The sequence below is a fragment of the Pigmentiphaga sp. MLSB6-MA01 genome (assembly GCF_058793475.1).
Genome location: NZ_JBXAFV010000013.1, coordinates 41763 through 56040, shown reverse-complemented (window position 1 = coordinate 56040; position 14278 = coordinate 41763). Strand labels below are relative to the sequence as shown.

13 protein-coding genes and 1 pseudogene (1 of these 14 running past the window's edge) are annotated in these 14278 nt (G+C 67.6%); 6 read left to right on the top strand and 8 right to left on the bottom strand.

The annotated features are described in order from the left end of the window. The 5 genes from AC1Q6E_RS20420 to AC1Q6E_RS20400 form a co-directional block, all read left to right on the top strand. Window positions 1-664: the end of an acetolactate synthase large subunit gene (locus AC1Q6E_RS20420; RefSeq protein WP_492573417.1), read on the top strand. The gene continues 965 nt to the left of window position 1, outside the view; only the last 664 of its 1629 coding nucleotides appear in the window; the start codon falls outside the window, past its left edge; the stop codon is at window positions 662-664. Window positions 665-811: 147 nt separating this feature from the next. Further along, the gene (locus AC1Q6E_RS20415) at window positions 812-1555 is read left to right on the top strand and encodes a FadR/GntR family transcriptional regulator (protein WP_492573416.1); all 744 of its coding nucleotides are present in this window, start codon (window positions 812-814) and stop codon (window positions 1553-1555) included. Window positions 1556-1655: 100 nt separating this feature from the next. Beyond that, entirely contained in the window at window positions 1656-2654 is a 999-nt protein-coding gene (locus AC1Q6E_RS20410; RefSeq protein WP_152795146.1) for a 2-hydroxyacid dehydrogenase, read from the top strand. Further along, window positions 2647-4377: an IlvD/Edd family dehydratase gene (locus AC1Q6E_RS20405; protein ID WP_152795144.1), complete on the top strand. Its 1731-nt coding sequence runs from the start codon at window positions 2647-2649 to the stop codon at window positions 4375-4377. Before AC1Q6E_RS20410 ends, AC1Q6E_RS20405 begins: the two co-directional genes overlap by 8 nt. Window positions 4378-4419: 42 nt before the next feature. After that, window positions 4420-5379, top strand: a complete 960-nt coding sequence (locus tag AC1Q6E_RS20400; RefSeq protein WP_152795142.1) for a LysR family transcriptional regulator — start codon at window positions 4420-4422, stop codon at window positions 5377-5379. A gap of 15 nt (window positions 5380-5394) precedes the next feature. Here AC1Q6E_RS20400 and AC1Q6E_RS20395 read toward each other — a convergent pair whose 3' ends face one another. From AC1Q6E_RS20395 to AC1Q6E_RS20365, 7 genes are all read right to left on the bottom strand, one after another. Continuing rightward, window positions 5395-6126 carry a SapC family protein gene (locus tag AC1Q6E_RS20395; protein ID WP_492573415.1) on the bottom strand — a complete coding sequence of 244 codons (732 nt, stop codon included), beginning with the start codon at window positions 6124-6126 and terminating at the stop codon, window positions 5395-5397. Window positions 6127-6136: 10 nt separating this feature from the next. After that, window positions 6137-6862: a fumarate/nitrate reduction transcriptional regulator Fnr gene (fnr, locus tag AC1Q6E_RS20390; RefSeq protein WP_152795138.1), complete on the bottom strand. Its 726-nt coding sequence runs from the start codon at window positions 6860-6862 to the stop codon at window positions 6137-6139. A gap of 52 nt (window positions 6863-6914) precedes the next feature. Further along, a complete protein-coding gene (locus tag AC1Q6E_RS20385; protein WP_152795136.1) occupies window positions 6915-7811 on the bottom strand; it encodes a LysR family transcriptional regulator in 897 nt (298 codons plus the stop codon). Between the two features lie 134 nt (window positions 7812-7945). Continuing rightward, window positions 7946-9886, bottom strand: coding sequence for a hybrid sensor histidine kinase/response regulator (locus AC1Q6E_RS20380; protein ID WP_296558447.1), 1941 nt, complete (start codon window positions 9884-9886; stop codon window positions 7946-7948). Window positions 9887-10042: 156 nt separating this feature from the next. Further along, complete coding sequence (locus AC1Q6E_RS20375; protein WP_296558448.1) at window positions 10043-10810, bottom strand: ABC transporter permease; 768 nt, start codon at window positions 10808-10810, stop codon at window positions 10043-10045. A 45-nt stretch (window positions 10811-10855) separates the two neighbouring features. Beyond that, a complete protein-coding gene (locus AC1Q6E_RS20370; protein WP_296558450.1) occupies window positions 10856-11638 on the bottom strand; it encodes an ABC transporter ATP-binding protein in 783 nt (260 codons plus the stop codon). 1 nt (window position 11639) lies between these two features. Further along, window positions 11640-12701: an ABC transporter substrate-binding protein gene (locus AC1Q6E_RS20365; RefSeq protein ID WP_296558451.1), complete on the bottom strand. Its 1062-nt coding sequence runs from the start codon at window positions 12699-12701 to the stop codon at window positions 11640-11642. 195 nt (window positions 12702-12896) lie between these two features. Here AC1Q6E_RS20365 and AC1Q6E_RS20360 point away from each other — a divergent pair, with 195 nt between their 5' ends. Continuing rightward, the gene (locus tag AC1Q6E_RS20360; protein ID WP_152795128.1) at window positions 12897-13679 is read left to right on the top strand and encodes a class II glutamine amidotransferase; all 783 of its coding nucleotides are present in this window, start codon (window positions 12897-12899) and stop codon (window positions 13677-13679) included. A gap of 16 nt (window positions 13680-13695) precedes the next feature. Here AC1Q6E_RS20360 and AC1Q6E_RS20355 read toward each other — a convergent pair. Further along, window positions 13696-14278: pseudogene (locus AC1Q6E_RS20355) on the bottom strand (M20/M25/M40 family metallo-hydrolase); the annotation flags it as partial.

The following is a 14278-nucleotide window of genomic DNA, read 5'->3' as shown; positions in this document are numbered from 1 at the left end:
GCGCTTGTCGGGGGGGGGGCGGGACGCCCCCCCCACGCTGGCCGCCCTGGCCGACGACCTGAAGCTGGCCCGGCGGGGCCTCGCGCCGGTCGAGCGCGTGACGGACCACGACCTGGGCGAGAACCTGACGCCCGAGAGCGCCGCTCGGGTCGTGGCTGCCTGGCTGCCGGACCAGGCCATCATCTCGGCCGAGGGCAAGACCCTGGCTTTCCCCTTCAACGCCATTGCCGCGCGGACCGCGCGCCATGCCAGTCTCGTGCTGACCGGCGGGGCGATCGGGCAGGGCATTCCTGCCGCGTTCGGTGCCGCCATCGCCGCGCCGGGCCGCAAGGTCGTGGGGCTGCAGTCGGATGGCAGCGCGCTCTATACGCTGCAGGCACTGTGGTCGATGGCGCGCGAGGAGGTCGACGCAACCATCCTCATCGCGTCCAACCGCCGCTACAACATCCTGATCGACGAGATGCGCCGCAATGGCTACGAACTCTCCTCGCCGCCGGTGCGGGATTTGCTGCACTTGTCGCGCCCCGGACTGGACTGGCTGGGCATGGCAGCGGGTTTCGGCGTACAGGCCGAACGCGCCACGACGGTGAGCGAACTGCGGCGGTCATTCCGGCGGGCGATGGCCGAGCGCGGTCCGCGCCTGATCGAAGTCATGCTGCCCTGAGCGGCGGGGCCGGCGCGGGGGGCAGGGCCGGGTATTTTTCCTGAAGAAAAAGAAGCAGGTGATCAGTAAAATATGATTATACTATAATCATATTGATTGAGAGATGGCGCAGGGGTCTAATGCTATTATCGTACAAAGGAGACTCCAATGGCCTTGCTCAAGGATGTGCTGGAGCCCCCGCGCGCCGAACCCAACCTGACCGAGCGCATCACGCGGATGCTGATGGACGAGATCACCGGCGGGCAGTATCAACTGGGAGAGGTCCTGCCGCCAGAGCAGGTGATCGCCGATCGGTTGGGCGTGTCCCGCACCGTGCTGCGCGAGGCGGTCTCGCGCCTGAAGGCGGAAGGCATCGTCAGCAGCAAGCAGGGGCGCGGCCTGGCGGTGATCGCGAACACGCCCTTGTCGGTGCTGCGCCTGCATGCCGCGGGCGAGGAGGACGTCGAGCAGACCCTGGGCATCGTCGAATTGCGCCGAGGGTTCGAGATCGAAGCGGCGGCGCTGGCTGCCGAGCGGCGCACCCCGGAGGATCTGGCCGAGATGCGCGCCGCGCTGGCGGAGATGGCCAAGGCCGTAGCCAGCGGCGAGATCGCCAGCGGGGTAGACGCGGACCTGCGCTTCCACCGGGCGGTGGCGCGCGCCACCCGCAATCGCAACTACATCATGTTCTTCGATTTCCTGGCGGTCTTGCTGCGCAAGAACCTGGAAGTCTCGCGCAGCAGGTCGGCCAAAGTGTCGGGCCGCGGTGCCCTGGCGCAGAAAGAGCATGCGCGGCTGTTGGCTGCGATCGAGAACGGCGACCCGGAGGCGGCGCGGCAATGCGCGCGGCTCCACGTCGAGAATACCGAGTCCCGGCTGCGCGGCGCCATCCAGGAAAAGCCCGCCCGCTGACCCGTCGCGGCATTTTCACCGTCCGCTCCATTCCCGCCTGGCTTCGCGCGTCGGCGCGCGGGCACGGGCTTCGTTCGTCCATGTGATCCGGAGACGTCTCATGCCGCAATCCCCACCTACCGTCATCGTCTGCGCGCCAGTGCCGCCCGACCTGCGCGCGGCCATCGAGGCGGTCTGCCGGATCGTCGACATCCCCACGGGGCTGCGGCTGGACGAAGCGGTTTCCGCCGCCGACCGCGCGGTGGCGCGCGGCGTGCTGTGCACGGTGCGTACTCCGGTGGACGCCGCCACGCTGGATGCGTTGCCGGCCGTGTCGGTGGTGTCCAACTTCGCCGTGGGCTACGACAACATCGACGTGCCGCATGCCACGCGGGGCGGCGTGCTGGTCTGCAATACACCGGGCGTGCTCGATCGCGCGGTGGCCGATCTCACGATGGGCTTCGTGCTGTGCCTGGCCCGCGACATGGTGAAAGGCGACGCTTTCGTGCGCCAGGGCGCCTGGCTGCGGGGGCCCGCGCCGCTGACTTCGGACCTGGCGGGCAAGACGCTGGGACTGCTGGGCATGGGCCGCATCGGCCGCATGGTGGCCCGGCGCGCGCAGGCTTTCGACATGCGGGTGGTCTATCACAACCGCAGCCGCGATATGCCGTCCGAGGACGAGGGGCTGGCCGCCTACCGCTCGCGCGACGAACTGCTGGCCGAGTCCGATTTCCTGAGCGTGCACGTACCCTTGTCGGCCGAGACCCGGGGTTCGGTCGGCGAGCGAGAGTTCGAGGCCATGAAGCGTTCGGCCTATCTGATCAATACCTCGCGCGGACCGGTGGTGGACGAAGCCGCGCTGATCCGGGCCTTGCAGGAAGACCGGATCGCGGGCGCCGGACTGGACGTGATGGAGCGCGAACCGGTCGGTCCCGCCAGCCCGCTGTGCGCGCTGCCCAATGTGGTGTTGCAGGCGCATGCGGGCAGCGCCACGGTGGAGACACGGCGGGCGATGATGGAACTGGCGGTGGCCAACCTGCTCGATGCCCTGGAAGGGCGTCAGCCGCGCGCCATGGTGAATCCGCCGGTGCGCGGCGGGATGGGGGCGGCCCATGCGTGACGATCCGTCCAAAGGCCTGGACCGGGGCCTGACCCATTACGGCGACACCGAGTTCGCGCGCTTTCTGCGCCACTCGTTCGCCCTGTCCATGGGGCATACGCGCGAAGCGCTGGCGCGGCCCATCGTCGGCATTGCGCATCCCGGCGGCGATTTCAACAATTGCCACCGGCATTTCCCCGAATTGATCCAGGCGGTCAAGCGCGGCGTGCTGGCCGCGGGCGGACTGCCCATGGAGTTCCCCAGCATCTCGCTGGGCGAACCGTTCTTGCATCCGACCAGCATGATGTTCCGCAATCTGATGTCCATGGACGTGGAAGAGATGATCCGCGCCCAGCCCATGGACGCGGTCGTGCTGGTGGGGGGCTGCGACAAGACGGTACCTGCCCAGTTGATGGGAGCGTTGTCGGCCGGATGCCCGGCAATCCAGCTGGTGGGCGGCCCCATGATGACGGGCCGTTACCAGGGCGAGCGCCTGGGGGCCTGTACCGACTGCCGGCGCCACTGGGGCCGCTATCGCGCCGGCGCCATCGATGCGCACGAGATCGGCGCGATCGAAGGCAACCTGGCCACCACGACGGGGACCTGCGCGGTCATGGGGACAGCCAGCACCATGGCCTGCGTGGCCGAGGCGCTGGGCATGATGCTGCCGCATACCGCCGCCATTCCGGCGGTGCATGCCGATCGCCTGCGGGCCGCGGAGGCGTCGGGCGCACAGGCGGTCCGGCTGGCGCGGGAAGGACCGCGGCCGGACGCCATCGTGACCGGCAAGTCCGTGGACAATGCATTGCGGGTGCTGCTGGCGATCAGCGGTTCGACCAACGCGGTCTTGCATTTGACCGCGATTGCCGGGCGGCTCGGATTGCCGGTGGACGCGGCACGGTTGAACCGGTTGTCGGAAGATACCCCGGTGCTGGTCGACCTCAAGCCTACCGGCTCCCATTACATGGAGGACCTGTACGCGGCCGGCGGCGTGCAGGCCATCCTGCGCGAATTGCGCGACCTGCTGCACCTGGACTGCATGACCGTGACCGGTCGCACGGTGGGCGAACTGCTGGACGAACAGGGCGACGCCTGGGTGGACCGCGCGGTGATCCGGCCGCGCGCGGAACCGCTCAAGCCCGAAGGCGGGTTGCTGGCCTTGTCAGGTTCGCTCGCGCCCCATGGCGCACTGATCAAGCGAGCCGCGGCGGACGAGGCGCTATTCGAGCATACGGGCAGAGCGGTGGTCTTCGACACCCTGGAGGACATGGCCGAGCGATTGGATGCCGAGGACCTGGATGTGCGGCCCGACGATGTGCTGGTGCTTCGCAACGCCGGGCCGCTGGCGGCCGCCATGCCCGAGGCCGGCTACATCCCCATCCCGGCCAAGCTGGCGCGGCAGGGCGTGCGGGACATGGTGCGCATCTCGGACGCCAGGATGAGCGGCACCGCCTATGGCACCGTGGTGCTGCACGTCTCGCCGGAGGCCGCGGCGGGCGGACCGCTGGCCCTGGTCAGGAGCGGCGACCTGATCCGCCTCTCGGTCGCGCGGCGAGCGATCGACCTGCTGGTGGACGAGGTCGAGCTGGAACGCCGCCGCGCCGACTGGACCCCCGCGCGAGCGACGGTGCAGCGCGGCTACCGGTGGCTGTACCAGCGGCATGTGATGCAGGCCGAGTACGGCTGCGACTTCGATTTCCTGCGTGCGCCGGGGCGGGCCGACGATGCCGGAGGCGGAAGCTAGCGCATTGTCTATTCCGGACCTCGCGGATATAGTCATGCTGCCATGGACATCAACAAGCTAGACCTGAATCTCCTGCTGGTATTCGAGGCACTCTATCTCGAGCGCAACGTGACCCGCGCGGGGGAGCGCGTGGGTCTGTCCCAGCCGTCCATGAGCAATGCCCTGCTGCGTTTGCGCAACCAATGCAACGATCCGCTGTTCGTGCGGACGCAGGGCGGCATGGAGCCGACCCCCTATGCCGCCGAACTGGCGGGCAGCGTGCTGCGGGCGCTGGAGCTGGTGCGCAACGGTTTCGAGCAGGCCAGCGGATTCGATCCCGCGTCCAGCCAGCGCGGCTTCACGCTCCTGATGTCCGACTTTTCCCAGTTCCTGGTGTTGCCGCAGCTCGTGGCGCGTTTCAAGTCCTCGGCGCCAGGCATCAGCCTGGAGGTCAGCAGCCTCAGCCGGGAGCATTACCGGGCGGCGCTGGAGAGCGGCGACGCCGACCTGGCGGTCGGCAACCTGCAGGAATTGCAGAGCGGTTTCTACCAGCAGGGCCTGTTCGTCGACCAGCACGTCTGCGTGATGGGCAGCGGCTTCAGCAAGGCGGATGAGGCGATCACGCTGGACGAATACCTCGCGGCGCGGCATCTGGTGGTGACGGCCAACAAGACCGATCTGCAGATCGAAAAGGAACTGGGCAAGCAGGGGCACAGGCGCGAGGTGGCGCTGCGCGTTCCCAACTATCTGGTGCTGCCCAAGATCCTGGCGCAGACGGACCTGATCGTGACGGTGCCCGAGGTCATCGCGCAGGCGATCACCGACGATGCCGCCGGGGCGACGTGGTCGCGGCTGCCTTTCCAGACGCCGCATACGCACATGCGCCAATTCTGGCATGCGCGCCATCATCACGACAGCGCCAATACCTGGCTGCGCCGGCAGATCGCCGACCTGCACATAGGTGCCAGCCTGCGCAAGGTGGGAGAACGCCAGACGCCGCCGGCGCGTTCCGAGGCGGCGTGAAGCGTCGCGCGGAGGCTACTCCGCCAGGGCGACCAGGTGGCCCCAGTTCAGCCGTGATTGCAGATGGAAATAGGTCATGGCCAGCCAGCCCTTGCGCATCCATGCGGTGGCCGTCGCGTCGGGCAACTGGTCGAAGCGGGCCTCGTCCACCACCAGGAAGCCGTCCAGCGTGACGCGCTCGCCGCCGCGCAGGTCCACGGCCACCTGGCGCGGGATCAGGAGATTCTCGGCCCGCAGGGCGGCGACGTAGTCGCGCGTCATGGCCAGGCCGGCCTGGAGTTCTCCCAGGAATTGCAGCATTTCCCCGACGACGGGGGACGGCCGTCCGTCGTCGAACAGGGGGCGCGCGTCGCCGGCGGGGCTGCGCAGGTGTTCGGCGTCTTCGTCCACGCACAGCGCGTAGCGCTGGCTGGCCGGGTCTTCCTGCAGGATGAACGGATAGCGTCGCAAATGGGCGGGAACGTAGCGGTTGGGCCGCCACTGTCCGGCGGCGTCCACCATGAGGTTTTGCGCGTTGCGCAGGCCCAGCACCGCCATGGGCATCTGTTCGTCGCCGGCGAACACGATGGGCAGGTCCCGCGCCACCATCGCGAATTCCGTCGCCACCAGCGGCACCGCGGTCTGGCCGCGCGAGAAGGCATAGCCGGCCTCGCGGTCGAAGCGCAGGTGGGCATGGCGCTGGGGGTCCAGCGCGCGGGCCTGGGCGAACATGGGGGCGTTGGCCCCGGCCTGGGGGGAAGTGGTCATGGGTGTTCCGTCAGCAATGGGGGCCGGCAAGGCCGCGCAGCGCCGGCATGTCGAGGATCTCGACCTGTTTTTGCTGGATCCGCAGCACGCCGGACTTGGCGAAGCGAGAGAACAGCCGGCTCACGGTTTCCAGGGTCAGCCCGAGGAAGTTGCCGATTTCCTCGCGGCTCATGCGCAGCACGAAGGCGGACGAGGAATAGCCGCGGGCGGCCAGGCGCTCCGACAGGCTGACGAGGAAGACCGCCAGCCGCTCTTCGGCGCGCATCGTGCCCAGGGACAGCAGCATTTGCTGGTCCTGTTCGATTTCCCGGCTCATCAGGCGCATCAATTGGCGCTGCAGGGAGGGCAGGTGATTGGCCAGCGAGGACAGGTCGCGCACCGGGATCACACAGACCTCGCTGTCTTCCAGCGCGATGGCGGTCGAGGCATGGCTGCTGCGGCCCAGCCCATCCAGCCCCACGATCTCGCCGGGCAGGTGAAAGCCGGTGATCTGCTGGCGGCCATCCGCCAGTTCGAGATAGGTCTTGAGGGTGCCGAAGCGGATGCCATAGACGGCGTCCAGGCCGTCTTCGAAACGGAACAGGGGTTCGCCCCGGGTGAGCCGGATCCGTTGTTGCACCAGTTCGTCCATCCGGCCGGCGTCTTCAGTGGCCATGCCGACGGGCAGGCAGAATTGCCCCAGCCCGCAGGTCGAACAGCGTACGGAGTCGAGAGTAACCGGAATGCGTTTGGTCATGGCTGGTCTTTATTCTGGGCCGGCCGTGGCGGCCTGGGCGGGCGGAGCGGGGCTAGGGCAGGCGTTTGGCGTAGCTTTGCCGCAGCATGTCGATGAAGACCCGGACACGCAGCGGCAGATGCTTGCGTTGAGGATACACGGCGTAGATGGCGTTGGGGGGCGCGGCGAATTCGTCGAGCACGGCCACCAGGCGTCCTTCCTTGAGGTCGTCTTCGATTTCCCACAGCGATCTCCACGCCAGGCCCCGTCCATCCAGCGTCCAGGCATGCAGCACGGCGCCGTCGGTGCATTCGAGCGTACCCGATATGCGCTGCGGCGTGGCCTTGCCGTCGATGCTGAAGAGCCAGCCCCGGGCCTGGTTGACGCCGGTGCCGAAGGACAGGCAGTTGTGGCGCGCCAGATCGGTGGGGTGCTGGGGAGTGCCGTGCCGGGCCAGGTAGGCGGGCGACGCGACGACCATGCGGCGGTTGTCGGCCAGGCGCACGCTGACCATGCTGGAGTCGGCCAGGTCGCCGATCCGGATGGCGCAGTCATAGCCTTCGTTGACCAGATCCACCAGCCGGTCGTTCAGGTCCAGCGTCACGGTGATGCCGGGATAGGCGTCCAGCAGGCGGGGCAGCAGCGGGGCGACATGGCGCCGGCCGAAGCCTCCGGGCGCCGTGACGCGAAAATGCCCCTTGGGGTGTTCGCCGCCCGCCGACACACTGTTTTCGGCATTCTCGAGGGATTGCAGGATTTGCTGGCATTCCTCGAAGAACTCCGTGCCCTCGGCGCTGAGCGAGATCTTGCGCGTGGTGCGTATCAGCAGCTTGACGCCCAGCCGGGTTTCCAGCGCGTCGATGCGCCGGCCGATGACGGCCGGCGCGACGCCTTCGCTGCGGGCCGCGGCCGACAGGCTGCCGCGCACGACGGCGGAGACGAAGGATTCGATCTGCTTGAAGCGGTCCATGGGGGGCGCCGCGCACCGCATGCGGGCCGTTCCAGGAGGCGCCGGCCGGGCGGGGCGGGTGATTTATGCAAAATAGTAAATAATTTGCCTCCGATTCTAGCCCATCCCTAAAAGCCGAAGGTGGGCTTGGCGCATCAGCCCCGGGGTTCGCGCCGCAGGACGCGGATCAATTGGTCGATATCCAGCGGCTTGGTCAGGTGGAACGCGAACCCGGCATCCAGGCAGCGGCGCACGTCGGATTCCATGCCATAGCCGGTGAGCGCGACCGCGATCTGGCCGGACTGGGGGGCGTAGCGCCGCAGCACGTCGATGCCGTCGCCGTCGGGCAGCCCCATGTCGCTGACCAGCACGTCGTAGCGCCGGGCATCGACGCAGCGGCAGGCGGCCGCCACGCTTTCCGCGACCTCGACCTCATAGCCGTATTCGGCCAGCAGGTATTGCATGGCTTCGGCGGTATCGACGTTGTCTTCCACCAACAGGATGCTCGCGGGGCGCACCAGTGGAGCGGAAGCGGGAAGCGTTTCCTCGGCCGGGGCGTGCAGCGTTCCGCCGGCTGGATCGTCCAGCGTCAGCGTGAAGGTCGTGCCCTTGCCCTGGCCGTCGCTGCGCACGCTCAGGGTGCCGCCGTGGCGCTGCGCCAGCGAGCTGGCGATGGCCAGTCCCAGCCCCAGGCCGCCGCGTGATTGGGCGGCGTCTTCCTCGCCCTGGTCGAAGGCGTCGAAGATCCGCTTGAGCGCCTGCGGGGGGATGCCGATGCCGGTGTCCGAGACGTCGACCGCGATCCTGCCCGGCGCGGGCTGGTACATCGTGATGCGTATCTCGCCGCCACGCGGGGTGAACTTGATGGCGTTCTTCAGCAGGTTCCAGACGATCTGCTGCAGGCGGGCCGGGTCGGCCTGCACGATGACCGGATAGGGCAGCGGCGTGTAGTGCAGCTCGATGTGGCGGGCGGCGGCTTCTTCGCGGAAAATCTCGGCGATCCCGTTCAGGATGCCCACCAGGTCCGTGGGTTCGAGGCGCAGGCTCAGCTTGTCGTTGACGATCTTGGAGATGTCGAGCAGATCGTCGATCAGGCGGGCTTCGACCTCGACGTTGCGCTTGATCAGCTCGACACTGCGGCGGCTCCCGGGGGGCAGGTCCTGGCGCAGGTCCAGCGCCTGCGCGGCCGCATAGATGGGACCGAGCGGCGTGCGCAGCTCGTGTGAGAGCACGGCCAGGAAGCGGTCCTTGGCGCGGTTGGCGGCCTCGGCCTGTTCCTTGGCCATCTGCAGCAGATCGGCGGCCACCCTGCTGTCGGTCATGTCGCGGACGATGCGCGAGAATCCGCGCACGGCCCCACCATTGCCGAAGATGGCCGTCGTCACGATCGATGCATAGAAAGTGGCGCCGTTCTTGCGCATCAGCCAGCGCTCCTCGACCAGGCTGTTGCCGGTGCCGATGTCGGCCAGTTGCTGGCACAGCGGTCCGGGTTCTGGCAGGCCCGGTTCGGGAGGGAGATTGAACATGTCGCCGGGGCGGCCGATCACTTCTTCGGCCGGGTAGCCGAACAGCCATTCCGAGGCGCGGTTCCAGCTTTCTATCCTGCCTTCCAGCGACAGCGTGGCCACCGAGTAGTCCCGCAGCGCGTCGATCAACTGCCCGAAGTAGGTTTCGCTTTCGCGCAGCCGGCGTTCGGCATCGTGCCGGGACCGGCGCTCGCGCGCTTCGTCCAGGGCCCGACGCACGACGATGGGCAGGCGCTCCAGGCGTTGTTTGAGCACGTAGTCGGTCGCGCCTTCCTTCAGCATATCGACCGCGTGTTCCTCGCCCAGGACGCCGGAGACGAAGATGAAGGGCAGGGCGGTGGGGTGCCTGCGGGCGATCCGCAGCGCCTGGCTGCCGGAAAAGCCCGGCATGTGGAAATCGGACAGGACGAGGTCGAAGTTCCCGCTGTCCAGGGCGCGGGTGAAGTCAGCCTCGTTGTTGACGATGAGGCTCTCTACGCTGAGTCCCGAGATCGACAGGCGTTCCAGGGTAAGTTCCGCATCGTGGGGATCGTCCTCGGCAAGCAGGACGCGCATGGCGGGGGGGTTCACGGTGGCTGGCTCCGGGAGTCACGGTTGCTGCGGCCGGCAGCGCGCCGCAAGGAGCCGGGAGGAGGCTCGTTCGACACCAACCAGAATACGCCCAGTTGGCCGACCGTGTGCACGAAATCCGGACTGGAGCGGCGGCAGGTCCGCCGGAGGCTGCGCTTAGGTGCCCTGGTTGCCCCGGTGGGCCCAGGCCGTGGTACGTTTTTCGACCAGCGCGAACAGCTCGTACATGGCCATGGCCATCACGCCTATCACCATCAGGCCGGCGAAGGCCAGCGGCATCTTCATGGCTGATCCGGCCGACACCAGCAGGTAGCCGATGCCCTCGTTCGAGGCCGCCATCTCGGACACTGTCGAACCGACGAAGGCCAGCGTGATAGCGACCTTCAGCGACGCGTAGAAATACGGCAGCGACCGGGGCAGCCCGACCTTGAGCAGTACATCCATGCGCCTGGCGCCCAGCACCCGCAGCACATCCTCCAGTTCCGGTTCGAGCGTGGCGAGGCCGGTGGCGATGTTGACCATGATGGGAAAGAACGAGATCAGGAAGGCGGTCAGTACCGCCGGGCCGACGCCTATGCCGAACCATACGACCAGCACGGGTACGAAGGCCGCCTTGGGCAGGGCGTTGAAGGCCGTCATCAACGGGTACACGGCCGTATAGGCGAGGCGCGAGCTGCCGATGACGAAGCCCAACACCACTCCCACCACGATCGAGATGCCGAAGCCCGCCATCGTGACCCAGAAAGTGCGCCAGGCATGCATGGCGATGACCGGCGCATAGTCGATGGTGGCCTGCAGGATCTGCGAGGGGCTGGGGAAGATGAACTCGGAGACCTGGAATACCCGGCAGACGATCTCCCAAAGGACGATGACGGCCACCAGCAGGGCGAGCGGTGCGAGGCGTTCGGCGAATGTGTTGTTCATCGGGCGAATCGGCGTGAGGGGGCTGGGGAGCGCGGGTGGCGCCGGTCAATGTCCGATCTGGGTGCGCAGTTCGAGCACCAGGGCGTTGAAGTCGTCGGAATACGTGGTTTCGAGTTCCCGGGGCCGCGGCAGCTCGATATCCCGGCGGGACAGGATGCGGCCGGGGCGCTTGCTCATCACGTAGACCGTGTCGGCCAGGAATACGGCCTCGCGCAGGTCGTGGGTGACCAGCACCACGTTGAAGCGGCGCGCGGTCCAGAGGTCGCGCAGCACGCACCACAACTCCTCGCGCGTGAACGCGTCCAGCGCGCCGAAGGGCTCGTCCAGCATCAGCATCTCGGGCTCGTGGATGAGTGCCCGGCACAGCGACGCGCGCTGCTGCATGCCGCCCGACAGTTCCCATGGGAACTTGTGCTCGTAGCCGTCCAGTCCGACGGTAGCCAGCAGCGCCCGCGCACGTTCGGTGTATTCGGCGCGCCTGGCGCGGAAATTCGAGCGATAGGGCTCGACGATTTCCAGCGGCAGCAGGATGTTGTCGAGCGTGGTGCGCCAGGGCAGCAGGTTGGGAGCCTGGAACGCCATGCCCACGATCTTCAGGGGGCCGGTGACCTGCCTGCCGCCCACCGTCACGGTGCCGCGGGTGGGCGATTTCAGGCCCGTCGTCAGCTTCATGAAGGTGGACTTGCCGCAGCCCGAGGGGCCGACGATGGCGACGAACTCGCCTTTGCCGATAGAGAGGCTGATGTCCTCGACCGCGTATTCGCCCGCCCGTTCCTGCGCGGCGCTGTACGCCAGCGAGACCCGCTGGAAATCGACGAAGGCAGTCATGTCATTTGCCGCGCAGCACGGACCCCGTCAGCGCTTTCTCCGGCAGGAACGAGCGGTCGAATGCCGCCTCGGGACTGACCGAGGTCTTGGTGCCGTAGGTGCGGGTGACCTGGGCGGCCATCAGCGCCATGCGGGCCGGGTTGATGTCGCCGAAGCCGTCGGTGCGCGCATCGGGGGTGTCGATGGCGGTCTGTATCGCCAGCCGCAGGCGCTTGAGTTCCAACGGGGCATCGATGATGCCGTCCCGTTCTTTCACGGTGGCGATCGAGGCGGCCGGGTCGGCCAGCACGTCGCGCGTGGCCTTGGTCACCGCGCGCAGGAAGCCCTTGACCGCCTCGGGATGGTTCTTGGCAAAATTGCGGTCGGCGATGATCGCGTTGCCGTACAGCTTCACGCCGTAGTCAGGGTAGGACATGATGGCGATGTCCTGGTCCTTGACGCCCCGCGCGTTCAGGTTCAGCAGCGAGGTGAAGTAGAAACCGGTGATCGCGTCGACGTCGCCGCGCGCGAGCATGGTCTCGCGCAGCGCCGGATCCATGCTGACCCAGGTGACCTTGGCGTCGTCGATCTTGTTGGCCTGGGCGAATATCGGAAAGGAGCGGCGGCCGCCGTCGAACGAGGGGGAGCCGAGCTTCTTGCCTTCGAGGTCCTTGGGGGTCTTGATGCCGCTTTTCTTGAGCGAGAACACCGCGGCGGGCGTGTTGTTGTAGACCATCATGACGCCGGTGGGCTGGTTGGGCGCGCTGGGGTTGTTGCCCTGGAATTCCATGAGCGCCGCCAGGTCGGCGAAGCCCATTTCATACGAGCCCGAGGCCACCCGGTTCACCGCCGCGCCCGACCCGCTGCCGGCGTCGATGGTGACGTCCAGTTTCTCCTGCTTGAAATAGCCTTTCTTGGCGGCGACCAGGAAAATCGCGCTGGGGCCCTCGAAACGCCAGTCGAGCTGGAAGCGTATCTTGGTATCCTGGGCGTGGGCGGCGGGAGCGGCCCACGCCGCGGCCAGGAGGAGCGACAGGCCGGCGAGCACGGCACGGCGACCCGGAGTGCGAAGTGTCGTTTTCATGCTGGAGTTTCCTCGGGTGAGTGGCGACGGTTGTGCCGCCCTGGGTTTTTTGGGGAGAATACATCCCGGTTCTGCGCGCCAACAATGCGAGGTAAACCCGCATTGGCGCGGCTTTTCACCGATTTGGGGCGCGCCGGTTTCACCCTGTGTCAAAAGCAGGATCCGTGCCCGTTTCTTGCACCGCGAAGGTTCCCCATGTGCCAACTGCTCGGCATGAATGGCAACACGCCGACCGACATCGTTTTCAGCTTCACCGGTTTCGCCACCCGCGCGGGGCGCACCGGCGAACACGTCGACGGCTGGGGTATCGCCTTCTTCGAGGGAGCGGGGGTACGCCACTTCGTCGATCATGAACCGGCCCTGCTGTCCCCCGTGGCGGACCTGATCCGGCGTTATCCGATCAAGTCGCGGAACGTGATCGCGCATATCCGCAAGGCGACGGTGGGACGGGTGGCGCTGGAGAATTGCCATCCTTTCGTTCGCGAGCTGTGGGGGCGGTACTGGGTGTTCGCGCACAACGGCGACCTGGTCGACTACCAGCCGGCGCTGGACGGCCCCTATCGGCCGGTGGGCGGTACGGATAGCGAACGGGCCTTCTGCTGGATGCTGCAATCCCTGCGGACGCGCTTTGCCTGCCATCCTGGCGTCGAGGCCATGGCCGACGCGCTGGGCGAACTGAGCGCCGGGATCGCCGCGCACGGAACCTTCAACTACATGCTGTCGGACGGCGAAGCCCTGTATGCCCATTGCTCCACGCGCCTGCACTATCTGGTGCGCCAGCATCCCTTCGCCACCGCCAGCCTGTCGGACGACGAGGTCAGCGTGGATTTCGCCCAGGTGACCACGCCCGACGACCGCGTCGCGGTGATCGTGACCGAGCCCCTGACCACGAACGAGGTATGGCGCCGCTTCGAGCCGGGCGAACTGATGGTGTTCGTCGATGGCGCGCCGGTGGTGGCGCGCCTGGTCAGCGGCTGAGCCGGCGCGGCGCCGGCTACGAGGCGGCCGCCATTTGTTCCAGGAAGTCCTGCATCAGCTCGCCGGCCAGTTGGGCATCGTCGGCCGTCATGGTTTCGAGCGGATTGTGGCTGATGCCGCCGTTGCCGCAGCGGGTGAAAAGCATGGTGATGGAGGTGGCTTCGGCCAGCTTCATCGCATCGTGGCCCGCGCCCGAGGGCAACTCGAAAGCCGGCAGGCCGCGGTCGGCGATGGCGCGGGACCACATCGCCATTTGTTCGTGGGCGCAGGGCGCCGCGGCGGCGCGCATCAGCTCCTCGGTCACGACCGCGATGCCGCGCCGGCCGCAGATGGCCGAGATTTCCCGCTCGATGTCGGCCAATGCCGCGTCGCGTACCGTGTTGTCGGCGGCGCGGATGTCGAGTGACAGGGTGCAGGCGCCGGGGATGACGTTCACCGAGCCCTGGGGCACGTTCAGGATCCCGACCGTGCCGACCAGCGACGGCGCTTGGGCGCAGCGCCGTTCCACCGCCAGCACGATCTCGGCCGCGGCGCACGCGGCGTCGCGGCGCATGTCCATGGGGGTGGTGCCGGGGGGGGAGGACCCACACACCCCAACC